At 63.3% G+C, this 22,750-nt stretch carries 23 protein-coding genes; 11 read left to right on the forward strand and 12 right to left on the reverse strand.

Going from position 1 to position 22,750, the window contains the following annotated elements:
• Positions 1–61: 61 nt before the first annotated feature.
• From rpoZ to AB5Y98_RS12230, 3 genes are all read right to left on the reverse strand, one after another.
• Complete coding sequence (gene rpoZ / locus AB5Y98_RS12220) at positions 62–337, reverse strand: DNA-directed RNA polymerase subunit omega (RefSeq protein ID WP_005307060.1); 276 nt, start codon at positions 335–337, stop codon at positions 62–64.
• Between the two features lie 79 nt (positions 338–416).
• Positions 417–1,043 (reverse strand): guanylate kinase, encoded by a 627-nt coding sequence (gene gmk, locus AB5Y98_RS12225; RefSeq protein WP_017766485.1) that lies wholly within the window; start codon positions 1,041–1,043, stop codon positions 417–419.
• A 304-nt stretch (positions 1,044–1,347) separates the two neighbouring features.
• Complete coding sequence (locus AB5Y98_RS12230) at positions 1,348–2,403, reverse strand: glycosyltransferase family 9 protein (RefSeq protein WP_368231982.1); 1,056 nt, start codon at positions 2,401–2,403, stop codon at positions 1,348–1,350.
• A 155-nt stretch (positions 2,404–2,558) separates the two neighbouring features.
• On the opposite strand from AB5Y98_RS12230, the gene AB5Y98_RS12235 reads away from it, so the two are divergent.
• Positions 2,559–3,272, forward strand: coding sequence for a 3-deoxy-D-manno-octulosonic acid kinase (locus tag AB5Y98_RS12235; protein ID WP_026141425.1), 714 nt, complete (start codon positions 2,559–2,561; stop codon positions 3,270–3,272).
• A gap of 70 nt (positions 3,273–3,342) precedes the next feature.
• On the forward strand, positions 3,343–4,206 hold the full coding sequence (locus tag AB5Y98_RS12240; RefSeq protein WP_336290090.1) for a sensor domain-containing diguanylate cyclase: 864 nt from the start codon (positions 3,343–3,345) through the stop codon (positions 4,204–4,206).
• A gap of 7 nt (positions 4,207–4,213) precedes the next feature.
• Here AB5Y98_RS12240 and AB5Y98_RS12245 read toward each other — a convergent pair whose 3' ends face one another.
• A complete protein-coding gene (locus AB5Y98_RS12245) occupies positions 4,214–5,068 on the reverse strand; it encodes a carboxylate/amino acid/amine transporter (RefSeq protein ID WP_024942369.1) in 855 nt (284 codons plus the stop codon).
• 43 nt (positions 5,069–5,111) lie between these two features.
• Here AB5Y98_RS12245 and AB5Y98_RS12250 point away from each other — a divergent pair, with 43 nt between their 5' ends.
• Positions 5,112–5,570 carry a DUF6314 family protein gene (locus AB5Y98_RS12250; RefSeq protein WP_368231983.1) on the forward strand — a complete coding sequence of 153 codons (459 nt, stop codon included), beginning with the start codon at positions 5,112–5,114 and terminating at the stop codon, positions 5,568–5,570.
• Positions 5,571–5,691: 121 nt separating this feature from the next.
• Here the strand turns inward: AB5Y98_RS12250 and AB5Y98_RS12255 are convergent, their stop codons facing one another.
• Together AB5Y98_RS12255 and AB5Y98_RS12260 are read right to left on the reverse strand one after the other, a co-directional pair.
• Positions 5,692–5,853: a hypothetical protein gene (locus AB5Y98_RS12255; RefSeq protein ID WP_017780345.1), complete on the reverse strand. Its 162-nt coding sequence runs from the start codon at positions 5,851–5,853 to the stop codon at positions 5,692–5,694.
• Positions 5,838–6,737 carry a DMT family transporter gene (locus tag AB5Y98_RS12260; protein ID WP_010635645.1) on the reverse strand — a complete coding sequence of 300 codons (900 nt, stop codon included), beginning with the start codon at positions 6,735–6,737 and terminating at the stop codon, positions 5,838–5,840. Before AB5Y98_RS12260 ends, AB5Y98_RS12255 begins: the two co-directional genes overlap by 16 nt.
• Before the next feature lie 91 nt (positions 6,738–6,828).
• Between AB5Y98_RS12260 and AB5Y98_RS12265 the strand changes: the two genes are divergently transcribed.
• Positions 6,829–7,803 (forward strand): LysR family transcriptional regulator, encoded by a 975-nt coding sequence (locus AB5Y98_RS12265; RefSeq protein ID WP_095591711.1) that lies wholly within the window; start codon positions 6,829–6,831, stop codon positions 7,801–7,803.
• Here AB5Y98_RS12265 and trpS read toward each other — a convergent pair.
• A complete protein-coding gene (gene trpS, locus AB5Y98_RS12270; protein ID WP_368231984.1) occupies positions 7,782–8,795 on the reverse strand; it encodes a tryptophan--tRNA ligase in 1,014 nt (337 codons plus the stop codon). The genes AB5Y98_RS12265 and trpS overlap by 22 nt on opposite strands.
• Before the next feature lie 191 nt (positions 8,796–8,986).
• The gene (locus AB5Y98_RS12275) at positions 8,987–9,421 is read right to left on the reverse strand and encodes a universal stress protein (RefSeq protein WP_010635648.1); all 435 of its coding nucleotides are present in this window, start codon (positions 9,419–9,421) and stop codon (positions 8,987–8,989) included.
• 436 nt (positions 9,422–9,857) lie between these two features.
• Between AB5Y98_RS12275 and fabV the strand changes: the two genes are divergently transcribed.
• Positions 9,858–11,045 carry an enoyl-ACP reductase FabV gene (gene fabV, locus AB5Y98_RS12280; protein WP_005307017.1) on the forward strand — a complete coding sequence of 396 codons (1,188 nt, stop codon included), beginning with the start codon at positions 9,858–9,860 and terminating at the stop codon, positions 11,043–11,045.
• Positions 11,046–11,063: 18 nt separating this feature from the next.
• Here the strand turns inward: fabV and AB5Y98_RS12285 are convergent, their stop codons facing one another.
• Complete coding sequence (locus AB5Y98_RS12285; RefSeq protein ID WP_368231985.1) at positions 11,064–12,854, reverse strand: diguanylate cyclase; 1,791 nt, start codon at positions 12,852–12,854, stop codon at positions 11,064–11,066.
• Positions 12,855–13,063: 209 nt separating this feature from the next.
• On the opposite strand from AB5Y98_RS12285, the gene ftnA reads away from it, so the two are divergent.
• Positions 13,064–13,588 carry a non-heme ferritin gene (gene ftnA / locus AB5Y98_RS12290; RefSeq protein ID WP_005307011.1) on the forward strand — a complete coding sequence of 175 codons (525 nt, stop codon included), beginning with the start codon at positions 13,064–13,066 and terminating at the stop codon, positions 13,586–13,588.
• 163 nt (positions 13,589–13,751) lie between these two features.
• On the forward strand, positions 13,752–14,936 hold the full coding sequence (locus tag AB5Y98_RS12295) for an NAD(P)/FAD-dependent oxidoreductase (protein ID WP_025202473.1): 1,185 nt from the start codon (positions 13,752–13,754) through the stop codon (positions 14,934–14,936).
• A gap of 81 nt (positions 14,937–15,017) precedes the next feature.
• Here the strand turns inward: AB5Y98_RS12295 and AB5Y98_RS12300 are convergent, their stop codons facing one another.
• On the reverse strand, positions 15,018–16,238 hold the full coding sequence (locus AB5Y98_RS12300) for an MFS transporter (protein ID WP_368231986.1): 1,221 nt from the start codon (positions 16,236–16,238) through the stop codon (positions 15,018–15,020).
• 275 nt (positions 16,239–16,513) lie between these two features.
• Between AB5Y98_RS12300 and leuE the strand changes: the two genes are divergently transcribed.
• From leuE to AB5Y98_RS12320, 4 genes are all read left to right on the forward strand, one after another.
• Entirely contained in the window at positions 16,514–17,152 is a 639-nt protein-coding gene (leuE, locus tag AB5Y98_RS12305) for a leucine efflux protein LeuE (RefSeq protein ID WP_024942362.1), read from the forward strand.
• A 174-nt stretch (positions 17,153–17,326) separates the two neighbouring features.
• The gene (locus AB5Y98_RS12310; RefSeq protein WP_368231987.1) at positions 17,327–19,000 is read left to right on the forward strand and encodes a LytS/YhcK type 5TM receptor domain-containing protein; all 1,674 of its coding nucleotides are present in this window, start codon (positions 17,327–17,329) and stop codon (positions 18,998–19,000) included.
• Positions 18,994–19,725, forward strand: a complete 732-nt coding sequence (locus tag AB5Y98_RS12315; RefSeq protein ID WP_017785110.1) for a LytTR family DNA-binding domain-containing protein — start codon at positions 18,994–18,996, stop codon at positions 19,723–19,725. Before AB5Y98_RS12310 ends, AB5Y98_RS12315 begins: the two co-directional genes overlap by 7 nt.
• A 109-nt stretch (positions 19,726–19,834) precedes the next feature.
• The gene (locus AB5Y98_RS12320) at positions 19,835–21,025 is read left to right on the forward strand and encodes an MFS transporter (protein WP_042051584.1); all 1,191 of its coding nucleotides are present in this window, start codon (positions 19,835–19,837) and stop codon (positions 21,023–21,025) included.
• Positions 21,026–21,099: 74 nt separating this feature from the next.
• On the opposite strand, the gene AB5Y98_RS12325 is transcribed toward AB5Y98_RS12320, so the two are convergent.
• Both AB5Y98_RS12325 and purE read right to left on the reverse strand, forming a co-directional pair.
• Positions 21,100–22,224, reverse strand: coding sequence for a 5-(carboxyamino)imidazole ribonucleotide synthase (locus tag AB5Y98_RS12325; RefSeq protein ID WP_368231988.1), 1,125 nt, complete (start codon positions 22,222–22,224; stop codon positions 21,100–21,102).
• Positions 22,221–22,730 carry a 5-(carboxyamino)imidazole ribonucleotide mutase gene (purE, locus tag AB5Y98_RS12330; RefSeq protein ID WP_005306988.1) on the reverse strand — a complete coding sequence of 170 codons (510 nt, stop codon included), beginning with the start codon at positions 22,728–22,730 and terminating at the stop codon, positions 22,221–22,223. Before purE ends, AB5Y98_RS12325 begins: the two co-directional genes overlap by 4 nt.
• Between the last annotated feature and the right edge of the window lie 20 nt (positions 22,731–22,750).

The raw sequence follows: 22,750 nt of genomic DNA on the forward strand, positions 1-22,750 counted from the left end.
GTTGTAAATGGGGGAGAACAGTCGGCGCCCGGACGGGCGCCGACTATAGGAAACAGCTGACTTAACCGCGGCCTTCGGCGATGGCAGCAACGGCAGCCAGCTCGGCGGCTTCCTGCTCTTGCTGCTCGTAACGGTCCTGGGTGTCCATCACCTGGTTGTTCACCAGACCCAGTTCGATCTCACGCAGGGCGATCACGGTCGGCTTGTCGTTCTCTTCGTCAACCAGGGGATCTTTGCCTTGAACCGCGATTTGACGGGCGCGGCGTGCGGCGACCAGCACCAGGTCAAAACGGTTACCTACCTGTTTTACAGCATCTTCTACAGTAACGCGTGCCATGCAGGACTCCAGTGTTTGGGCTTTCTCGGTTTAAAAAAGCGGTGTTTAAAAATGACGCAAAAGTTTACTTGTTTTTGGCCTATTCTGCCAGTAGCTGTTGCAGCAAGTTTTGTTGGGCCTGCTGCTGCTGGCGCAATTCCAGCCGTTGGCACTCGATGATGGCCCTGAGCTGGAACAGCGCCTGCTCAAAGTCTTCGTTGATGATGACATAGTCATACTCGTCGTAGTGCACCATTTCGGCAATGGCTTTATCCATCCGGCCCTTGATCACCTCGGCACTGTCCTGGCCGCGGCCGATCAGGCGGCGCTCCAGCTCTTCGCGGCTGGGGGGCAGGATGAAGATGGACTTGGTCGGCATCTGCTCGCGGATCTGGCGGGCACCCTGCCAGTCGATGTCGAGGAAGACGTCGATGCCCTGCGCCAGGCAGGCTTCGATGGCGGCGCGGGAGGTGCCGTAGTAGTTGCCGAACACCTCGGCCCACTCCAGAAAGTCGCCACGCTCGATCAGCGCCTTGAACTCTTCCACCTTGACGAAGTGGTAGTGCACCCCGTGCTCTTCACCGGGACGGGTGGCGCGGGTGGTGTGGGAGACCGACAGCTGCATCTTGCCTGCGCTGTTGTGCTGGGTCAGCAAGGCATTGAGCAGGCTGGATTTACCCGCTCCGCTCGGGGAGGAGATGATATAGAGAGTGCCTTGTTGCGCCATGTCTGTACCTTTAATCTAAACCCGTGTTTTGGTTGTAGCAGAGGCCGCCGTCTTGTGCCCGAAAGGGAGACAGCCAAATCCGAAACGCGGAAAATTCTTGAAGAAGAGGGATGTAAAGGCGGCGAATTTTAACAGAAGGCGGCGGATAAAAAAACGGCCGGAATCATATTCCAGCCGATCAAAGTATTCGTAGCTTGCTGCGGGAGCGTAACCCACATCAGCCCTCATTCTGCCTGCCGTTGCGGGGTCGGGCCAGCAGATTATCCCTGCCGCTGGCTTCGGGATTTCCGAGTTGCGCGCATCATCAGCGCGGCAGTTGGCGCTCGGCGCAGAGCCGGTCGAAGGCGGCGATGACCCGTTCGCTGGTGATTCTGCCCATGGCGTCCGGATCCTTGAGGCGGGTGCGCCAGCCAAGCTCGGCCAGCGGCTTGCCGGTCTCCTGCTCAATCAGCTCCTGATAGACGCTGACCGCGTAGTCGCGGCACAGATAGGGGCCGGTACGATCCGGGTTGTGATGGGCATAGAGGCCGAGCACCGGCGTACCCACCAGGGTGGCCATGTGAGCCGGGCCGGTATCGGGAGCCAGCACCAGGCTGGCCTCCTTGATCAGCGCCAGCAACTGCTTGAGGTTGGTCTGCCCCACCAGATCCATCGGCTTGCTGTGGCTTAAGCGCTGAATGTTGGCAGCCAGTTCCCGCTCCAGCTTGGCCGGTCCGCCGCACAGATAGACCTGAAACCCCTTGCTGGCGGCGTGATCAGCCAGCGCGGCATAGCCGGCGGCAGTCCAGTTCTTGAAGGCCTTGCTGGCGGCGGCGCAGATGAGCAGGGTCGGCTTGCCGCCGATCTTCTCTTTCGCCCAGGCCTGGTGCTCGGCGCTGATGGGCAGTTGCCAGTCCGGGGTCAGATCCTGGATGCCAAGCTCTTTGGCGAAGGCGAGGAAACCGTCCAGCACGTGAGGCGAGGCGGGGGATGGCACCTTGTGGTTGGTGAACAGCCACTGACCGTCGCTGGCCCGCTCCCGATCAAACCCGAGTTTGACCTTGGCCTTGATGCCGAGGGTGGCGATGCTGGCCCGCATGGCCGCCTGCAGGTGCAGCAGGGCATCGAATTGGCGCCCCCTGAGGGCCTGCCAGAGCTCGCGATAGCCGCGCCAGCCCTTGCTCTTGTCGAAGGGGATGACCTCGATCCCGGGCAGATCGGCGAACAGGGTCGCCTCAATCTTGCCGGTAATCCAGGTGATACGGGTCTGGGGCCAGGCCCGTTGGATGACGCGCACCAGCGCCAGCGCGTGGCAGCAGTCGCCGATGGCGGAGAGCCGCAGGATGCAGATGGAGGAGGGCGGCGTTTGGAACAGCGGCATGATGTGGCGCAACGATGGCAAAATGGATGGATGGCATTATGCAAACTCCCCTGTGGATTGTAAAATTGCGCACGACTGGCAGCCGGCCCCATCGGGCCCCTGTTGCCCTGGCCCTGAGCGCCAACCCGTAGCGATGACCGACCGGAATGACCAAGATGCAAATTCAGACCGAACACAACCAGATCTGCTGGTATGCCGAAGGGGCGTTTCGCGACCCTTCTCCCGAGCTGTTTGATCCGGCCTGGTGGCAGAACAACCGGCAGGTGGTGGGTACCTCCATCGGCCGCGGCGTGACCTGGTTCGTGAAGGACGAGTCGCGCCACCTGGTGCTGCGTCACTACTATCGCGGCGGCATGGTGGGCAAGGTGGTGCGGGATCGCTTCTGGTTCGAGGGGGTGGAGTCGAGTCGGGCCATGGCCGAATACAGCCTGCTGGCCAAGTTGAGCGCCCAGGGGTTGCCGGTGCCGCGCCCGTTTGCCGCCCGCATGGCCAAACAGGGCCCCTTCTACCGGGCCGACATCCTGATCGAGCGCATTCGCGGCGCCAAGGATCTGGTCGCCCTGCTCAAGCAGGGGCCGATCGCCGGCGAGGTGTGGCACAAGGTGGGCCAGACGGTGCGCCAGTTGCACGATGCCGGGGTCTATCACGCCGATCTCAACAGCCACAACCTGTTGCTCGACAAGGAGGGCAAGGTGTGGGTGATCGACTTCGACAAGGGGGCCATCCGCTCGCCCGGCAACTGGCAGCAGGCCAACCTGGAACGCTTGCTGCGCTCCTTCAACAAGGAGTCCCAGCTGCATACCAGTTTTCATTTCGTGCCGGAGAACTGGCAGGCCCTGATGAACGGCTATCAAGGAAAAGCGAGCTGACCCTGTTGCTCGGCGCGAGAGCCAATGTTACTTATTGAGAAGGTCTTCAGATTCGGTGTCGAGGCGCTCGATGGACATGCTCAAGGCTCCCCTCAGGGAGGCAATTACCCGGTTTGATCTGGCGCTGATGGCGGATGCCATCGCCTTGCTGGAGGCAGGGCTCTGGAGCTGGAGTCCGCAGCAGGGCGTGCAGCGGGATCTCTCCTGTCTGCGGCTGCTGGGATTGAACGAAGCCGGCCTCGATGATCTCGGCTGGCTGGAGCGGGTGCACCCCGACGACCTGGGGAGCCTGCAGGAGGCGCAGCTTGCCTGCCAGAGCGGGCGGGTGGCCCAGATCCGGCTCGAATACCGGATCCTGCATCACGATGGCCACTATGTTCGGCTGGAAGAGCGAGCCAGGCGCGATGTCCACGGCCAGGTGCTGGGGGTGGTGCGTCTGCTCGAACCGCAGGCGGTGCTGGTGGAGGAGCGGCACGGTACCGATCCCCTCACTGGGCTGGAGAGCCGCAGCCGCTTCGAACAGCTGCTCGATGAGCGACTGGCCAGCGCCAGTGGCAGCTTCAGCCTGCTGCAATTCACCGTCGATCACAGGGCCAAGATCCAGCAGCTGTTTGGCGAGGCGGCCTGCGACGCCATGCTGGCCAAGCTGGCCCGCATCGTGCGCCATGAACTGCGGCGGGAAGACCCCTTCGCCCGCTGGGACGAAGACGGCTTCATCCTGATGCTTTCCCAGACCGACCGGCTGAGCGGCCTCGAGATTGCCGAGCGGCTGCGGATGGAGATCGCAGATGCCAGCCTGTTGCCGCAGCGGCCGGTGACCGTCAGCATCGGGCTGGTGCAGAGTCAGGCCGGCGAGCAGATCGATCACCTGCTGGCCCGGCTGGCCACCTGTCACGGTCAGGCCAGACGGGAGCACAACACAGTCGTTGGCTGATTTTTAGTCAGCGCTCACTTACCCCATGACGCTGGCATACCCAGAGGGAGGCCAGCATCAGCAGGCCGCCCAGGCTGAGCCTGAGCAGGTCGGTATCCTTGCCCCATAGCACTAGGTTGACCAGCAGGCCCGCCGGGATCAGGGCGTTGTTCATGATTGCCAGCACGCCGCTGCTGACCTGGGTCGCCCCCTTGTTCCACAGGAAGTAACCAAGGCCAGAGGCACCGATCCCCAGCCACAGCAATATGCCCCACTGCAGGGTGCTGGTGGGGTATTGCGGCGTGCCGAGCAGCCACCAGGCGGGCAGGGCCACGGCCAGGGCGCCCAGATAGAAGCAGCCGAACACCGCCAGTTGCGGCGGTTGCTGTTCCTCCCGTGCCAGCAGTACCTTGTAGCCCACCTGACCCAGGGCGAAGCAGACGTTGGCACCCTGCACCACCAGGAAGCCCAGCACGTAGCTTTCGGTCAGCCCGTCGAAGCGGATGACGGCCGCCCCCAGCACCGCCAGCAGTGCTCCCCACAGATAGACCGGCTTGAAGCGCCGCTCTAGCAGATCGTGGATCAGGGTGACGTAGATGGGGGTGAAGATGGTGAACACCAGCACTTCCGGCACCGTCAACAGCAGGAAGGAGTGGTAGTAGAACAGATACATGATGCCGAGCTGGGTGGCGCCGAGGGCCATCAGCTTGGCCACCAGATCGGGCCGCAGCCAGCGGCGGCGCAGGAAGGGCAGGAACACCAGGCTGGCGAGCACGATGCGGGTCAGCACCGAAAAGTAGGCATCCACCTGGCCGGCGAGATAGACCCCGATCAGGCTGAAGGAGAATGACCAGAGCAGGGTAACCCCTATCAAGTAGTTCATGTGGTTGATTTGTCGTCAGTTGTCAATTTTGAAGGGGGCTATGATGGCCGAGAAGGAAGCCGTGATCCAGCGTTTATGGCGCCAGTTGCCACAGATCGGAGCATTTGCCTTTAGCGCGAGCAACGGGGCAGGCTCCGCCACCGACTGGTGCGGCAGCGGCGAGGGGGAGGTGGTGGTGACCGATCACCAGGGCGGCTGGTTGTTTGTCGAGACGGGTCGCTACACCACGCCCCATGGCCGGGTGCTGACCATGCACAACCGCTTCTGGTGGCAGCGCGGCGAGCAGGGGATCCGGCTCTCTCATCTGCGCTATGAACAGCCGGTGGTGCTGTTCGAGCTGCTGCCTCAGACGGATGGTCGCTGGCTTACCGCCGAACCCCATCTGTGTGGCCAGGATCACTACAGCGCCGAGCTGACGCCGACCGAGGGCGGTTTTTTGCTCGGCTGGCAGATCACCGGTCCGCGCAAGAACGAGCGGCTGAGTTATCGCTATCGGGTGTGAAGGGCGGCAGGCATAAAAAAACCGGCGCAGAGCGCCGGTAGAGGGGACAAATCGGAGGTTTTTTTAAAACGGTCCCAAAAACAGGAGAGATACACTCTCGTCACACATTCAGAAACAGACGTCAGGCGCTCAACGCATAGCTCAGCATGGCTTGCAGCTTGCTGTCGAAGAACCAGGGCAGCAGCACCATCAACAGCCCGAGCAGACCTACCAGCCGCCGGCGATACTGCCAGCCGGCGATCACCACCAGGCCGCCGCAGAGCGTGGTCAGGATGCCTGACATAGGGCAGCCTCCCGCTGGACGCGGCGCTGCTGGGCCCATTGGTTGAGGGCGACCGAGCCCAGGATCAGGGCCAGTGCCACACCTGTGGTGGACTGGATCTGCTCGCCGAGGAACAGGGCACCCAGCATGACGCCGAACAGCGGCACCAGGTAGTTGCTGAAGGAGGCGAAGGTCGGGCCCGCCTTCTGGATCAGCGCCATGTAGAGGAAGTAGACCAGACCGGTACAGAACACCCCGAGCACCGCGACGGCGCCGATGGCCTGCTGGCTCGGCAGGGTGAGCGCGCTCAGATCGGTGACGAACGGTGCGGCCAGCAGCAGCTGGATGGCCGAGGAGATCAGGATGTTGCGTGCCACGACCACCGGGTGGTCCTTGGCGAAGCGCTTGATCATCAGCAGGCCGATGGCGAAGCAGCTGGCACCGAACAGGATGGCCATGGCGCCGAGCAGGCCGGCATTCATGCCGCTGGCCAGTTTCGGCCAGAACAGCACCAGTACGCCGACGAAGCCGATGATCACGGAGACGAGACCGCCCTTGGTGATTTTTTCACCGGAAACCAACAAGGGTGCCATCAGGATGGTGACAAACGGGATACAACCCATTACCACGGCGGCGATGGCGCTATCCACATACTGTTGACCCCAGGCCACCATGATGAAGGGCAGGGTGGCATCGAGCAGGGCGATCAACATGTAGGTACGCCACGGGGTGTGCTCGCTCTTGAGACGCATGAACAGGCAGAGCAGACCCAGGGTCAGGCTGCCACACAAGGCGCGACCGGCTGCCACCATGATGGGGGGCAATTCGGTCACGGCCTGATGCATGAAAATGAACTGGGAGCCCCACAACAGGCCAATCGCCAGCAACAACAGATAGCTACGCATTTTAATCTCCGATGTAATTCGCCTGCGCATTCTATGCAATCTGCTACTATGCCAAAAATGAATTGTCGTCATTCAACCATGGCCAATATCGATGGAACTGCCCCTTTCCCGCCTAGACCTCAACCTGCTCACCGTGTTCGACATGTTGATGCAGGAGCGCAACGTCACCCGTGCCGCCGAGCGGCTGCACCTCTCCCAGTCCACCGTCAGTCATGCGCTGGGGCGGCTGCGTACGGCGCTGGACGATCCCCTGTTCGTGATGAGCCGGCGCGAGATGATGCCGACCGAGCGCGCCAAGGCGCTGGCTGGCCCGGTGCGCCAGGCGCTGGCCATGCTGGAGCAGGGGTTGCGGCAGGCCAAGGGGTTCGATCCCGCCAGTGCGCGGCGGATCTTTCGCATCGCCACCCCGGGTTCGGTGGAACACGGCCTGGTGCCGGCGCTGGTGGAGCGGTTGCACCGGCATGCCCCTCACTGCCGGCTGGAGGTGTGCGAGCTGGCCAATAGCGACTACGAGCGGGAGCTGGAGAAGGGGGAGCTGGATCTGGTGATCGGCTTCGCCGATGCCAACCACCTCTCGCCCCGGCTGTGGCGCGAACCCTGGTTCAACAACCCGCTGGTCTGTCTGTCGCCCCTTGGCAGTGAGCTGCCGGACGTGCTGGGGCCGGACGATCTGGTCAGCCGGCCCCATATCCACACCTCCAGCTGGGGTCACAGCCAGGCCATGGTGGATCTCTGGCTGGCCCGCTTCGGGGTGGAGCGGGAATTGGGTGTCCGCCTGCCGAGCTTTATGGCGGTGCCGCCGCTGATGGCCACCGGCCGCTATTTGGTGGTGGTGCCCGAGATGATCGGGCGCCACTTCTGCCGCTACTATCCGCTGCGGCTGCACCAGCTGGACCCCGCCATCCCCATCGTCTATCTGATGGCGGGCCACCCGCTCACCGCTCACGACGAGGCGATCGGCTGGTTCAAGGGGCTGTTGCACCGGCTGGCGTTCGAGCGCTACGGCGCGGATGCGCTCGGCAGCCCGGCGCAGCGCGGGGCGGATCAGTTCAATCCGGCGAAGTAGTCGAGCCCCATCGCTCCCTTCACCTCGGCCAGCACCTCGTCGGTCAGGGCGCGCGCCTGCTCGGTGCCCTGCTGCAACAGGCGCAGCAGCTGGCGCTTGTCGGCGATGGCCGCCTCGCGCCGTTCCCGCATCGGGGCGAGCAGGGTCTGCAGGCAGTCGTTGAGCACCTGCTTGCAGCGCATGTCCCCCAGCCCGCCGCGCTGGTAGTGGGCCTTCATCTCGGCCACCAGTGCCTTGTCGGGGTGGAAGGCATCCAGATAGGCGAACACCGTATTGCCCTCCACCTGACCCGGATCGCTCACCTTGAGGTGATTGGGGTCGGTATACATGGCGAACACCGCCTGCTTGATCTCGTCGCTCGACATGCCGAGCTCTATGGTGTTGCCGAGAGACTTGGACATCTTGGCCTTGCCGTCGATGCCGGGCAGGCGGCCGGTGTCGCTCAGAATGGGCTGGCACTCGGTCAGCACCTCTTTGCCCACCAGAGAGTTGAAGCGGCGAACGATCTCGTTGGTCTGCTCCAGCATCGGCAGCTGATCCTCGCCCACCGGCACATGGGTGGCACGAAAGGCGGTGATGTCGGCGGCCTGGCTGACCGGATAGATCAGGAAACCGGCCGGCAGGCTGCGCTCGAACCCTTTCTGCTGGATCTCCGCCTTGACGGTGGGGTTGCGCTCCAGCCGGGCGACGCTGACCAGGTTGAGGTAATAGGTCGTCAGCTCGGCGAGGGCGGACAGGGCGCTCTGCAGGCAGAAGGTGGTCTTGGCCGGGTCGAGGCCGGCGGCCAGGTAGTCGGCCATCACCTCCAGCACGTGGTCGGTCACCTTGGCCGGGTTGTGGCCGTTGTCGGTCAGCGCCTGCAGATCGGCGATCATCACGAACTGGCGGTAATTGTGCTGGGCGGCCACGCGCTGGCGCAGCGAGCCGACGTAGTGGCCGATGTGCAGTTTGCCGGTGGGACGGTCGCCGGTCAGGATAACGGGGTTGTGCATGTCACTCTCTCCAGTTGGGTGAGCCGGGAGGCGACAAAGGGATGAAAACAATGACCGCCTCTCGGCGGTCACGGTGTTTTCTTTGGGAAATTTTACATAGAAAAGCAGTGCCGCCTGTTTAAGAGCAGCACCACCAGTAGTTGTGATTGAATGAGGTCATATTCATGGCAAATCAAACTACGCCTGTTTGATCACTTCTGCAAGGGGACGACCAGCAGATCGCAGGGCACGGTATTCATCAGCTGACGCGCGCTCGACGTGAGCAGGCTCCAGAAGCTCTGACGGTGGCCGCACACCAGCAGGTCTATCTGATAATCCCTGACCGCCTGGTTGACCCGCTCGCTCAAATCGCCGCAGATCACCAGCTTCTTCTCGATGGGGTAGTCCACCGACGCCAGGAAGGCTTCCAGCTTCTCTTTCGCCTCGGCGATCACCTGGTCCTGCACGTTGTCGATGTCGATATCGATCATCTCGGTGTAGAGATCCTTGAGGTCCACATCGACATGGATCACCGACAGCTTGGCGCCGTTGGAGCGGGCCCGGTCGACCGCCTTCTCGATCACCTTGCGGTTGTCTTCCGACAGGTCGATCGCGGCCAGTATGTGTTTGTAATAGGTTCCATTCATGGGAGTTCTCCTCACTGATCCTGAGTCCACTATACCAATGTCTGCTGAAACTAAAATGGTGTCCCCGGCACAGTTTTGGGATTTAAAAGAGTTTCCTATGGAGCTTGCTGTCGATGATGGGCAATAAACTGGCGATAAATCGAACAGGAGTTTGAAGCAGGTCACACCCGCCGGCTTGCCCGTAGCCGGTGACAGGCATAGGATGTGCCCGTGTTTCGCAATGAACACAAAACAACAAAAAGCATCTGAATACCGCTTTGGGGAGCCTCGCGCTCCCTTTTGTTTTTCTGCCCTCTTCCCGCCGATATTCCGCCCGACATCAAGGTAATCCCGCCCCGCTTGGTTATGCTGTAGCCAGTTCCCTTGGCAAACCGTGGCGCGCCGCTGCGTCCCACGGCCGTTCCTGCTGTCGTGTTCCTTTCCCGGAGACTCCTTGATGATCATTCATCCACAAATCCAGGGCTGCGTCGCCCGCAACTGTCACCCCATCGGCTGCCGCGCCGCCGTGCTGCAGCAGATCGCGCGGATCCGGGCGGCGGGCCCGTTCAACGGGCCGAAACGGGTGCTGGTGCTGGGCGCTTCGTCCGGCTTCGGGCTGGCGTCGCGCATCGCCCTGGCCTTCGGGGCCGGCGCCGACACCATTGGCGTGTCGTTCGAGCGCGGCCCCTCCGACAAGGGGCTGGGCAGCGCCGGCTGGTACAACAACATCTGGTTTCGCACGGAGGCGGAACAGGCTGGCCGCGTGGCCATCAACCTGATCGGTGACGCTTTCTCAGACCAGATGCGTCAGCAGGCCATCGACGTCATCCGCCAGCAGCTCGGGCAGGTGGATCTGGTGATCTACTCGCTGGCGAGCGGCATCCGGGTACTGCCTGACGGTACTCAGGTGCGCTCCGTGCTCAAGACCACCGGGCAGCCCTTTCGCGGCTGGGGGCTGGATCTGGAACAGGACACCCTGGTGCAGCAGTCGCTGGACCCGGCCACCCCGGAGGAGATCCGCGACACCGTCAGCGTGATGGGGGGCGAGGATTGGCAGCTCTGGCTGCAGGCGCTGCAGCAGGCGGATTGCCTGGCGCCCGGCGCCCAGACGGTGGCCTACTCCTATATCGGCCCCGAATCGACCTACCCCCTCTATCGGGACGGCACCATCGGCTATGCCAAGGAGCACCTGCACGCCACCGCCGAGACCATCAACCTGCAGCTGGCGGAGATCGGTGGCCACGCCTGGGTGTCGGTCTGCAAGGCGCTGGTGACCAAGGCGAGCGCCTATATTCCGGTGCTGCCTGTCTATCTGGGCTTGTTGATGGGGGTGATGAAGGAGCGCGGGGTGCACGAAGGCTGCATCGAGCAGATGCAGCGGCTGTTCGCCGGCAAGATGTACGGCCCGCAAGGGGTGGTGGCTGATGGCAACCGGCTGATCCGGATGGATGACCACGAGCTCGACCCGGCCGTGCAGGCCGCCGTCTCGGCGCTCTGGTCCAAGGTGACGCCGGACAACTTCCACGCGCTGGGGGATTTTGCCGGGCTGCGGCAGGACTTCATGCAGCTCAACGGCTTCGAGCTGGCGGGGGTGGACTATGGCGAGCCGGTGGATGTCGCCTCCCTCACCGAGCTGCTGCCCTGAGTCAGGGGAGGTTGCGGCTCAGGCCACGCTGCTGGCCAGTGCCTCCGGTTCTTCGGGGCTGCCAGGCTCCGCGGCCAGTATGGTCTGGTTGCGGCCCTGGCGTTTGGCCTGATACATGGCCATGTCGGCCCGGTGGATGAGCTGGCCCAGCCCGTCATCGGTGGCCGAGCGGCCGGCCACTCCGATGCTGATGGTCATGCGTGGCTGTTCGATCTGGCCGATGCGCTGGCGCAGTTGCTCCGCCAGATACCAGCAATCCGCCGCCGGCAGCGGCACCGCTACCAGAAACTCCTCGCCACCCCAGCGCCCCACCAGTTGCAGGTCGGGCGCCCAGGATCTCAGCTCCCGCGCCAGCCGCTGAATAGCCCTGTCCCCTGCCTGATGGCCGTGACGGTCGTTGATCTGCTTGAAGTGATCGATGTCGATGATGATCAGGGTGAGCGGCCCCTCCTGCTGCCAGCGGCTGGCCAGCCGCTCCAGCAGGGCACGGCGATTGGGCAACTCGGTCAGCTGATCGAAGGTGGCCAGCTTGTAGAGGTGGCGTGAGCTGCGGTGCAGTCGATGGGTGGTGAGCCCGAGCAGCAGCAGGGCCCCGGCCAGCAGGCCGACCAGCATCAGCTGGTAGTGGCGGGCACTCTGCTGATGCAGCAGCTGCTGGCGCTTGTTCTCGTTCTCCTGCTGCAGCACCCGGTTGCTGGCCTCGCTGCGGGCCAGATCCATCTCGGCCTGGAAGGCGGCGGCATGCTGGCTCAGGGTCTGGTTGAAGTGCTGCTTGTAGTCGCTCACGTATTCGCTGAGTGCCTGGTAGGCCTCCGGGTAGCGCCCCTGATCCGCCAGCAGGCTGGCCTGCAGCGCCTTGCTGGCGGCTCCCGTGCTCCTCTGGCTGGTCAGCACCTGCAGCGCCAGCTGTTTCTCGCCGCTACCCTGCAGCGCCCGGGCCCGGGTCTCCTGCAGGCGCGTGCCGGCTTCCGGGTAGCCCAGCTGCCGATACAACGCCTGTGCCTCGTCCAGGGTGCGCAGGGCGCCGGCCCAGTCGTGCTGGGCGTTGAGCGCCATGGCCTGATAGCCGAGGATGATGGCTCGGTAATCCGGCGCCAGATCCGGGTTGCTGAGCAGGTTGTCCAGCAGCCGCCTGGCCTGGGTGGGTCGATCGGTATCGATGTAGAGCCGCGCCATGTTGGCGCGAATGATGATCTGGCTGTTGGGCTCGCCCAGCTGCACCATGCGTTGCAGCGCCTCCAGATAGTAGCCTTCGGCTTCCCGCGCCAGGTTCAGATCGGCATAGAGGTTGCCGAGGGTCATCAGCAGGCGGGCACACTGCAAGCTGGCGATGGGGGAGTCCGGTACCGATTGTTTGAGGCGAAAGGCGGTCTTGAGTTCGGCGATGGCCGGGCTCAGTTGCTGGGTGCGGTAGAGGGCGAGCCCGTTCAGGGCGTGCCACTCCGAGGTCTGTTGCGGATGGCCAGCGACGGCGGGTCTGAGCTGCTCCAGCAGGGTGAGCGCCTGATCCGGTGCCTCGGTATCCAGGGTGAGGGCGATCTGCTGCAAGCGAAAGTCGAGCAGGCGCAGGGTCTCCTGCTGGGCGCTGGCCAGCCCGCGGGCCCGGGCGTTGTCGAGCAGGGCTTGTGGATAGCGCCCCAGCGCGGCCTGGGCCAGGGACCTGGCGTAGAACAGTTCCATATCCTGCTGGGGACTGGCGTCGAGGCGCTGCAGATAGCCGACGGGATCGCGCGCCGCCTGCAATTCAGCCTCTTTCAGCAAGGAGGGAGCTGCCTGCAACTGGGTCATCCAGAGCAGTGCCAGTGCCATTATGAATCTCATTGAATCCTTTCCCCGACCACTGGCGCCATCATAATGGCTGAATCCGCTTACACCATGTTTCTTTGCTTCTCTATAACCGTATGGGGGATAGGATGAGGCGAAAAGCTGTCACAACTGGGATCTTCGGCTGCGCTATCTGGTTGCGTCGGGCAGCAACTGTGGCGACAATCGTGACCAAATCACAGTGGAGAATCATCATGTTGGCCAAAGCCATGATCGAGAAGTTGAACGAGCAGATTAATCTTGAATTCTATTCCTCCAACCTCTACCTGCAGATGAGCGCCTGGTGCGAGGACAAGGGCTTCGAGGGGGCGGCCACCTTCCTGCGCCAGCACGCCGTTGAGGAGCGTCAGCACATGGAGCGCCTGTTCACCTACGTGAGCGAGACCGGTGCCATGCCACTGCTGGGTGCCATCGATGCCCCTCCCCACGAGTTCAAGTCCCTGGGCGACATCTTCCGCACCACCCTCGAACACGAATACCACATCACCAAGTGCATCAACGGCCTGGCTCACGTGGCGTTCACCACCCAGGACTACTCCACCTTCAACTTCCTGCAGTGGTACGTGGCCGAGCAGCATGAAGAGGAGAAGCTGTTCAAGAGCATCGTCGATCGTCTGAGCCTGGTGGGTGAAGACGGCAAGGGCCTCTACTTCATCGACAAGGAGCTGGCCGAGCTGGCCAAGGGCGCCCCGGCCAGCATCATGGATGGCAACGCCTGATAGTCGTGGACACTTAGTGTTCAGCCAGTACAATGACGGCCCCTCTTAACTGGGGCCGTTTTCTGTTGCAAATCTCCTGCAACCGCTGGGCTGGTGTCTGCCGGGTACAATGACGGTCTCTCGTTTGAACAGGGGCCGTTTTTCTTTGGATGAGTGAGTGATGATGAAGCAGTTTGATGTGGTGGTGATCGGCGCCGGGGCGGCCGGTTTGATGTGTGCGGCCCAGGCCGGTTATCGGGGCCGCTCCGTGCTGGTGCTCGACAATGCCAAGAAGCCGGGCCGCAAGATCCTCATCAGTGGCGGCGGCCGCTGCAACTTCACCAACCATCAGGCCGGCCCCCACGCCTTTCTCTCGGCCAACCCCCACTTCTGCAAGTCGGCGCTGGCGCGCTACACCCAGCAGGATTTCATCGAGCTGGTGGACCGGCACGGCCTGAACTATCACGAGAAGACCCTGGGCCAGCTCTTTTGTGACGAGAGCGCCAAGGAGATCGTCGACATCCTGCTGACCGAGTGCGACTGGGCCGGCGTGGCCCTGCAGTTCCAGACCGAGATCCTCACCGTCAGCAAGAACGACGAGGTTTTCGTGCTGACCACCAGTCAGGGTGAGATAACCTGCCACTCGCTGGTGGTGGCCACCGGCGGCCTCTCCATGCCGAAGCTCGGTGCCACCCCCTACGGCTTCAAGCTGGCGGAGCAGTTCGGCCTCAAGGTGCTGCCGACCCGTGCCGGGCTGGTGCCCTTCACCCTGCATCAGGCAGATAAAGAGGCCTTCGCCGATCTGGCCGGGGTCAGCCTGCCGGTGGCGGTGACCGCCGAGGATGGCACCTGTTTCAAGGAGGCCATGTTGTTCACCCATCGCGGCCTCTCCGGCCCGGCCATCCTGCAGATCTCCTCCTTCTGGCTGGCGGGGGAGAAGATCCACATCAACCTGCTGCCGGAGCTCGATATCGCCGCCACCCTCAGGGAGTGGGCCCAGGCCCATCCGGCGCAGGAGCTGAAAACCGTGCTGGGGCGCGAGCTGCCCAAGCGCTTCGTCGACAAGCTGGTGGAGTTGGGCCAGCTGGTCAGCAAGCCGATGCGCCAGTACAACGAGCGGGAGCTGGAGGCGGTGGCCACCCTGCTGGGGGATTGGCAGATCCTGCCCAACGGCACCGAGGGCTATCGCACCGCCGAAGTGACCTTAGGGGGGGTGGATACCAACGAACTCTCCTCCAAGACCATGGAGGCGCGCAAGGTGGCCGGCCTCTACTTCATCGGCGAGGTGGTGGACGTGACCGGCTGGCTCGGTGGCTACAACTTCCAGTGGGCCTGGTCCTCCGGCTGGGTGGCTGGCCAGTACTGCTGACTACCCCTTGCTCTCATCCACGTCATACGCGGCCGCTCAGGCCGCGTTTTTTATGGGTTGCATTCCTCGCGGGGTGGCCCGCTATCCCTTTCTAAGGGTTGGCAAGAACACGGTCAGCAGGCCGATGAGCGGCAGATAGGCGCAGACCTGGTAGACGGTTTCGATGCTGGTGGCATCCGCCAGCTGGCCGAGCAGAGCCGCCCCTATGCCCCCCATGCCGAAGGCGATACCGAAGAACAGGCCGGAGATGGTGCCGACCTTGCCGGGCACCAGCTCCTGGGCGTAGACCAGGATGGCAGAGAAGGCCGAGGCCAGAATCAGGCCGATGATGACCGAGAGCACCGAGGTCCAGAACAGGTCGACATGGGGCAGCAGCAGGGTGAAGGGGGCGACGCCGAGGATGGAGATCCAGATCACCCGCTTGCGGCCGATGCGATCGCCGATCGGCCCGCCGAGCACGGTACCTGCCGCGACGGCAAACAGGAAGGCGAACAGGTAGAGCTGGGCGCTGTCCAGCGACAGGCTGAACTTGTCCATCAGGTAGAAGGTGTAATAGCTGCTGAGACTGGCCATGTAGAAGAATTTGGAGAACATCAGCAGGCCGAGGATGATCAGCGACCAGCCTATCTGACGGCGACTCAGACCGTGACCAAGGTGCGCCTTCATCCGTTTGTGGAAGTTGGCGGCGTGGTGGCTGGACCAGCGTCCGACCAGGCTGAGCACGATGACGCCGGCCAGGGCGAACAGCGAGAACCAGGCCGCGCTGCCCTGGCCCCGTGGCACTATGATCAGCGCCGCGAGCAGCGGGCCTATGGCCGACCCCAGGTTGCCGCCGATCTGGAACAGCGACTGCGCCAGCCCGGGCTGACTGCCGGCCGCCATGCGGGCGACCCGGGAAGATTCCGGGTGGAACACCGACGAGCCGATACCGATCAGCATGGCCGACAACAGCACGGAGCCGAAGCTGGCCGCCTGCGACAACGACAGCAACCCGATCATCGTAAATCCCATGCCGAACGGCAATGAATATGGCATGGGCCGGCGGTCGGTGTAGAGGCCGATCAGCGGCTGCAACAGCGAGCCGGTGAACTGGTAGGTGAGGGTGATGAGGCCGATCTGGGCGAACGACAGGTTGAGGCCGAGCTTGAGCAGCGGATAGATGGCCAGCAACACCGACTGCATCATGTCGTTCAGCAGGTGCGAGAAGCTGATGGCGGCGATCACCGGATAGCTGGTGCGATTCAAGGCATCGTGCGCGGCAGCAGCGGCGAGTGGTTGATCGGTACTGAGGCTCTTTTCCATGGGGGCGGGTTCTGTGAATCTGGATATGGCTTAACATGCCTGATCCCGACGCGTCTGGACACCACAAAGTGGTGAGTGCGGGGATGGGTTGCCCAGAGACGAACGGATCATTGCTCGGTGCTTGTGCTCGGCGGGCGGAGGATTAGTATAGAAACCTCGTCGTCGCATTATGTGGGTCGCCACCCGCCATGGAGGGATCATGTTTGAGAGCCTGGGAGTCATCAACGTCTGGACCTGCCTGAGCGGGCTCTTTTCCAAGTCCAGAGGGGCGCGCCATGTTTGAGAGCCTGGGTGTCATCAATGTCTGGACCTATCTGGTGGGGCTCTTCTTCATCATCATAGCGCCGGGGCCCAACTCGATTTATGTACTGCGTACCGGGGCGAGCCGCGGCGTCGGCCCGGGCTACCAGGCGGCCCTCGGGGTCTTCGTCGGCGACGCCATCCTGATCTTCTGCGCCTATCTGGGCATCGCCTCCCTCATTCGCACCACCCCGCTGCTGTTTACCCTGGTGCGCTATCTGGGGGCCCTCTATCTGCTCTATCTCGGGGTGAAGATCCTGCATGCCAACTTTATCGCCAGGCGGGAAGGGCAGGCGCCCGTGGTTGAGCATGGCGAGCGCTACTTCTCCAAGGCGCTCACCTTAAGCCTCACCAACCCCAAGGCGATCCTGTTCTACGTCTCCTTCTTCGTGCAGTTTGTCGACTTCAACTACGCCCACACCTGGCTCTCCTACCTGGTGCTGGCGAGCATGCTGGAGGCCATGAGCTTCGTCTATCTGACCCTGCTGATCTTCGGCGGCACCCTGATGGCGCGCTTCTTTGCGCGCAAGGTACGCCTCGCCAGACTCGGCAACGGCCTCATCGGCCTCTTCTTCATGGGCTTCGCCGCCAGGCTGGCCACGCTGTCATCCTGACCCCGACAAGGGGCCACACCCGTCCGGGGGAGTCGCGGCCTTCCCTATCCGGTCGGCTGGGGTAAACTACTGCGCTTTATCATGAGGGGATCAGTCCCTCATGCTTGCCTTCCACGTGTCATGGCGAGAGATAATTCAGTTGTGTTCCCTGGTTGCAATCGGTCGGATGGTCTCATGCTCGAAAATCAGATGATGTTGTTGGCGGTGTTCGAACGGGCGGCGCTGATGTTGATGACCTTGTTCTTCCTGACCCGTACCCGGCCGTTCCAGCGGCTGTTCCAGAAGCGGGACCACACCCCGGCCGAGCTGGTGCTGGTGGCGGCCATCTTCTGCCTGTTTGCGGTGTTCAGCACCTACACCGGCATTCCGGTGGAGGGGGCCCTCATCAACGTGCGGATCATCGCCATCATCTCGGGCGGCATCCTGTTCGGCCCCTGGGTCGGCATTCCGGCCGGGGTCATCTCGGGGTTGCACCGCTACCTCATCGACATGGATGGCCACACATCCATTCCCTGTCTCATCGCCAGCATCATCGCCGGCCTGCTCGCCACCTGGCTGCACCTGCGCTGTCGCAAGTCGCGGCTCTGGCTCTATGGCATCCTGGCGGGGATGGCCTGCGAGGGGCTGACCATGCTGCTTATCTGGCAACTGACCGAGCCCCATGCGGTAGGTGTGGAGATAGTCAGTCATATTGCCTACCCGATGATCGCCGGTGCGCTCTGTATCGGGCTCATCATCAAGCTGGTGCAGGACCTGGACGACGAGAAGGAGCTGATTGCCGCCAAGCAGGCCAAGCTGGCGCTCGACATCGCCAACAAGACGTTGCCGTTTTTCCAGAACATCGATCGCCACTCCCTGAGCCAGGTGTGCGGCATCATTCGCAGCGAGATCAGCGCCGATGCGGTGGCCATCACCGATACCCGCGACGTGCTGGCCTATGTGGGGGTGGGCAAGGATTACTACGAGCTGGACGAGCACCACGCCATCAGCGACATGACCCACAGAGCGGTGCTGCTGGACCAGATCATCATCAACAACGATCTGCGCCAGTATCACCTCTCCGATTTCCACTCGGTCATCATTATTCCGCTGCGGGAAAACGGCGCCGTCAGCGGCACCCTCAAGATCTACTATCGCCGCACCCACAGCATCACCAGCTCCCTCAAGGAGATGGCGGTGGGTCTCTCCCAGCTCATCTCCACCCAGATGGAGGTGTCGCGCATCGAGCAGCTCAAGGAGATGACCCGCAAGGCGGAGTTCACCGCGCTGCAGAGCAAGATCAACCCCCACTTCCTGTTCAACGCCCTCAATGCCATCTCGTCGCTGATCCGCATCCGTCCCCAGCAGGCACGCCAGCTCATTGCCAATCTGGCGGATTACCTGCGCTACAACCTCAACAAGGGGGACACCCTCATCGACATCCAGGAGGAGCTGCAGCAGGTGCGCGACTACGTGGCCATCGAGCAGGCCCGCTTCGGCGACAAGCTGGAGGTGGTGTTCGAGGTGGACGACGTGCATATCCAGGTGCCGAGCCTGCTGTTGCAGCCGTTGGTGGAAAACGCCATCCTGCACGGCATCCAGCCCCGCAGTGCGCCGGGCAGGGTCACCATCGAGGTGAAACAGCTGGCGGGCGGCATTCGGGTAGCGGTGCGGGATACGGGTTACGGCATCAGCCAGGAGGTGATCGACGGGGTTGCCGCCGGGCGGGTGGAGAGCCGCAGCATCGGCCTGATGAACGTGCATCAGCGGGTCAAGCTGCTCTATGGCGATGGCCTGCACCTCAAGCGGCTGGAGCCGGGTACCGAAGTGAGTTTCTATCTGCCGGATCAGGAGTCGATGCCATGCTGAAAGCCATCATAGTGGAAGATGAATACCTGGCCCGCGAGGAGCTCATCTATCTGGTGAATCAGCACAGCCAGATCGAGATAGTGGCGAGCTTCGAGGATGGGCTGGAGGCGTTCAAATACCTGCAGGATCACGAGGTGGACGTGGTGTTTCTGGATATCCAGATCCCCTCCATCGACGGCCTGCTGCTGGCCAAGAATCTGCACAAGTCGAGCCATCCGCCCCACATCGTCTTCGTTACCGCCTACAAGGAGTTTGCGGTGGAGGCGTTCGAGCTGGAGGCGTTCGACTACATCCTCAAACCCTACAACGAGCCGCGCCTCATCAGCCTGCTGCAAAAGCTCGAGCTGGCGGGCAAGTCGCAGACGGGGCAGGGGAGCGAGCCGGGCACGCCACACAATCGCACCGTCAATCTGGTGAAGGGGGAGCGCATCATTGTCACCCCCTGCGAGCAGATCTATTACGCGGAAGCCGACGAGAAGCTCACCTATGTCTACACCCGCGATGACCGTTACGTGATGACCATGACCCTCAGCGAGTTCGTCAGCCGATTGCCGGCGGAGGGCTTCTTCCGCTGCCATCGCTCCTACTGTGTCAACATCAACAAGATCCGCGAGATAGTGCCCTGGTTCAACAGCACCTATCTCATCCGGCTCCATGATCTGCCGTTCGAGGTGCCGGTCAGCCGCAGCAACATCAAGGCGTTCCGTCAGCTGATGCGGCTCTGATTGTCATTCATTCCCGCCGCTCTGCATTTCATGCCTTAATCGGTCGGCGGGAGTGGCGTCTTGCCTATAGTGGCCCCAGTTTCCTTAAGGCCATTGACCGAGACGCATCATGACCAAAGAGATGAATCGCACCCGCTACCTCACCCTGTTGGGGACCATCATCACCCAGTTCGCGCTGGGATCCGTTTACACCTGGAGCCTGTTCAACGCCCAGCTCTCCGACAAGCTGGACGAGCCGGTCAGCCAGGTTGCCTTCGCCTTCGGCCTGCTCAGCCTCTCGCTGGCGGTGGCCTCCTCCCTGGCGGGCAAGCTGCAGGAGCGGTTCGGGGTGCGCAACGTCACCCTGGGTGCCGGCGTGCTGCTCGGCATCGGCTTCTTCCTCACCGCCCACGCCAGCAACCTGGCGATGCTCTACCTCTGCGCCGGCATCCTGGTCGGTTTTGCCGACGGTACCGGCTACCTGATGACCCTCTCCAACTGCGTGAAGTGGTTCCCGGAGCGCAAGGGACTGATCTCCGCCTGTTCCATCGGTGCTTATGGCCTCGGTAGCCTGGGCTTCAAGTACATCAACCTGCTGCTGCTCTCCAGCAACGGCCTGGAGACCACCTTCCAGCTGTGGGGGCTGATCGCCATGTCCATGGTACTGGTGGGCGGCATGCTGATGAAGGATGCGCCCAAGCAGGCCACCGCCGTGCAGCAGAGCGAGAGCCGCGACTTCACCCTGGCCGAGGCGATGCGCAAGCCGCAGTACTGGATGCTGGCGCTGATGTTCCTCACCGCCTGCATGAGCGGTCTCTACGTCATCGGCGTGGCCAAGGACATCGGCGAGAACATGGTGGGCCTGCCGGCCGTGGTCGCCGCCAACGCCGTCGCCATCATCGCCATGGCCAACCTGGGTGGCCGGCTGGTGCTGGGCATCCTCTCCGACAAGATGTCCCGCATCCGGGTCATCACCATCGCCCAGCTGATTACCCTGGCGGGCATGGCGCTGCTGCTGTTCGTGCCGCTCAACGCCAACCTCTTCTTCGTGGCGGTGGCCTGCGTGGCGTTCAGCTTCGGTGGCACCATCACCGTCTACCCCTCCCTGGTGAGCGACTTCTTCGGTCTCAACAACCTGACCAAGAACTACGGCGTCATCTATCTGGGCTTTGGTCTGGGCAGCATCATCGGCTCCATCGTCGCCTCCCTGTTCGGCGGCTTCATGGCGACCTTCAACCTGATCCTGGTGTTGCTGGTGGTGGCGCTGGTGCTCTCCCTCACCATCCGCCTGCCGGCGCCGGTATCGGTGGAGCGGGCCTGATCACCTTCTTACCGCAGCAAGCAATGAAAAGACCCGGGCCTGGCCCGGGTCTTTTTTTGTGCGCGGCTCATGGCTCAGCGTAGCGGCAGCCCCAACAGCTGGCGCACCCGCTGGCAGGTCTCTTCCACCGTTGGCCAGTCGGCGGCGGTGATGGTGACATGGCCCATCTTGCGGCCGGGGCGGGGCTCTCCCTTGCCGTAGAGGTGCAGATGCACGCCGGGCAGTACCAGCAGGGCGGCCCAGTCAGGCGTGCCGTTTTGCCAGAGATCCCCCAGCAGGTTGAGCAACATGGCGGGGCGCGCGGCGATCCGGGCGGGCAGCGGCAGATCGCACAGGGCGCGCACCTGCAGCTCGAACTGGCTGCACTCGGCGTTGTCGAGGCTGGGGTGGCCCGAGTTGTGGGGGCGGGGTGCCAGCTCGTTGACCAGCAGTTTGCCTGCCACCAGGAAGAACTCCACCGTCAGCACGCCGACGTAGTCGAGGGCGGCGATCAGCTGTTCGGCGATACGTCTGGCGTCGGCCTCCAGCGCTGGTACGTTGGCCGGGGAGCGGGTTTGGTCCAGAATGCCGCCGCTGTGCCAGTTCTGCACCAGCGGCAGGGCACCGATGGCACCGCTCGGGCTGCGGGCCAGGGTCAGGGCAAACTCCCCTTCCAGCGGCAGGCGCTTCTCCAGCACGCAGGGGACGCCGCTGGCGGCCAGTGCGGCCGGCAGCTGGTCGGCGGCCTGAATGGTCCACTGGCCTTTGCCGTCGTACCCCTCGCGGGCGGTCTTGAGGATGGCGGGGAAGAGGTCGTCCGGCAGCTCGGGCAGCGGCTCGCCCGGCTGCAGGGTCTGGTTGGGGGCGACCGGGATGCCGGCTCTGCTCAGGAAGGCCTTCTCTTCGCGGCGATCCTGACAGATGCGCACGGCACCGGCGGCCGGGCGTACCGGCTTGTACTGCTCCAGCAGGGCCAGGGCGGTGGCCGGCACGTTCTCGAACTCGCAGGTGACGGCGGCGCAGCGGCTGGCCAGATCGTGCAGTGCCGTCGGGTCGTCATAGGCGGCAACAATATGGTGATCGGCAGCGGCGCCGGCGATGCTGGCAGGGTCGGGATCCAGCACCACCACCTTGTAGCCGAGGCGGTGGGCGGCCATCACGAAGTAGCGGCCGAGCTGGCCGCCCCCCAGCATGCCGAGGGTGGCGGGTGGCAGTATCATGCCGGGTCCTCCAGGGTGAGGGCCAGCACCCGGTCGCGTTCGTTGGCGCGAAAACCGTCGAGCTGCTGCTGATAGCGGGGGGCATCGCCGTCTTGCGCAACGGAGAGCAGGGAGACCGCGAACAGGCCGGCGTTGGCGGCCCCCGCCTCGCCGATGGCGAAGGTGGCGACCGGCACCCCCTTGGGCATCTGCACGATGGAGAGCAGGGAGTCCATCCCCTTGAGCTGGCGGGTCGGGATGGGCACACCCAGCACCGGAAGGGTGGTCTTGGCGGCCACCATGCCAGGCAGATGGGCGGCGCCGCCAGCCCCGGCGATGATGGCGCGCAGGCCACGCTCACGGGCGCTGGCGGCATATTCGAACAGCAGATCCGGGGTGCGGTGGGCCGAGACCACGCGCGCCTCGTAAGGGACGCCATGCTCCTTGAGGATGCGGGCAGCGGCCTGCATCACGGGCCAGTCGGAGTCGGATCCCATTACCAGGCCGATCAGGGGAGGGGTGTTCATGGCTATGACTCCTTGCAGTC

The organism is Aeromonas sp. s3 (genome assembly GCF_040907805.1).
In the GTDB taxonomy this organism is placed as follows: Bacteria; Pseudomonadota; Gammaproteobacteria; order Enterobacterales; family Aeromonadaceae; genus Aeromonas; species Aeromonas dhakensis.

Coding starts and splice junctions, on each gene's coding strand:
- rpoZ (WP_005307060.1), bottom strand. CDS start 337: ATGGCACGCGTTACTGTAGAAGATGCTGTAAAACAGGTAGGTAACCGT.
- gmk (WP_017766485.1), bottom strand. CDS start 1,043: ATGGCGCAACAAGGCACTCTCTATATCATCTCCTCCCCGAGCGGAGCG.
- AB5Y98_RS12230 (WP_368231982.1), bottom strand. CDS start 2,403: ATGCCGCTGTTCCAAACGCCGCCCTCCTCCATCTGCATCCTGCGGCTC.
- AB5Y98_RS12235 (WP_026141425.1), top strand. CDS start 2,559: ATGCAAATTCAGACCGAACACAACCAGATCTGCTGGTATGCCGAAGGG.
- AB5Y98_RS12240 (WP_336290090.1), top strand. CDS start 3,343: ATGGACATGCTCAAGGCTCCCCTCAGGGAGGCAATTACCCGGTTTGAT.
- AB5Y98_RS12245 (WP_024942369.1), bottom strand. CDS start 5,068: ATGAACTACTTGATAGGGGTTACCCTGCTCTGGTCATTCTCCTTCAGC.
- AB5Y98_RS12250 (WP_368231983.1), top strand. CDS start 5,112: ATGGCCGAGAAGGAAGCCGTGATCCAGCGTTTATGGCGCCAGTTGCCA.
- AB5Y98_RS12255 (WP_017780345.1), bottom strand. CDS start 5,853: ATGTCAGGCATCCTGACCACGCTCTGCGGCGGCCTGGTGGTGATCGCC.
- AB5Y98_RS12260 (WP_010635645.1), bottom strand. CDS start 6,737: ATGCGTAGCTATCTGTTGTTGCTGGCGATTGGCCTGTTGTGGGGCTCC.
- AB5Y98_RS12265 (WP_095591711.1), top strand. CDS start 6,829: ATGGAACTGCCCCTTTCCCGCCTAGACCTCAACCTGCTCACCGTGTTC.
- trpS (WP_368231984.1), bottom strand. CDS start 8,795: ATGCACAACCCCGTTATCCTGACCGGCGACCGTCCCACCGGCAAACTG.
- AB5Y98_RS12275 (WP_010635648.1), bottom strand. CDS start 9,421: ATGAATGGAACCTATTACAAACACATACTGGCCGCGATCGACCTGTCG.
- fabV (WP_005307017.1), top strand. CDS start 9,858: ATGATCATTCATCCACAAATCCAGGGCTGCGTCGCCCGCAACTGTCAC.
- AB5Y98_RS12285 (WP_368231985.1), bottom strand. CDS start 12,854: ATGGCACTGGCACTGCTCTGGATGACCCAGTTGCAGGCAGCTCCCTCC.
- ftnA (WP_005307011.1), top strand. CDS start 13,064: ATGTTGGCCAAAGCCATGATCGAGAAGTTGAACGAGCAGATTAATCTT.
- AB5Y98_RS12295 (WP_025202473.1), top strand. CDS start 13,752: ATGAAGCAGTTTGATGTGGTGGTGATCGGCGCCGGGGCGGCCGGTTTG.
- AB5Y98_RS12300 (WP_368231986.1), bottom strand. CDS start 16,238: ATGGAAAAGAGCCTCAGTACCGATCAACCACTCGCCGCTGCTGCCGCG.
- leuE (WP_024942362.1), top strand. CDS start 16,514: ATGTTTGAGAGCCTGGGTGTCATCAATGTCTGGACCTATCTGGTGGGG.
- AB5Y98_RS12310 (WP_368231987.1), top strand. CDS start 17,327: ATGCTCGAAAATCAGATGATGTTGTTGGCGGTGTTCGAACGGGCGGCG.
- AB5Y98_RS12315 (WP_017785110.1), top strand. CDS start 18,994: ATGCTGAAAGCCATCATAGTGGAAGATGAATACCTGGCCCGCGAGGAG.
- AB5Y98_RS12320 (WP_042051584.1), top strand. CDS start 19,835: ATGACCAAAGAGATGAATCGCACCCGCTACCTCACCCTGTTGGGGACC.
- AB5Y98_RS12325 (WP_368231988.1), bottom strand. CDS start 22,224: ATGATACTGCCACCCGCCACCCTCGGCATGCTGGGGGGCGGCCAGCTC.
- purE (WP_005306988.1), bottom strand. CDS start 22,730: ATGAACACCCCTCCCCTGATCGGCCTGGTAATGGGATCCGACTCCGAC.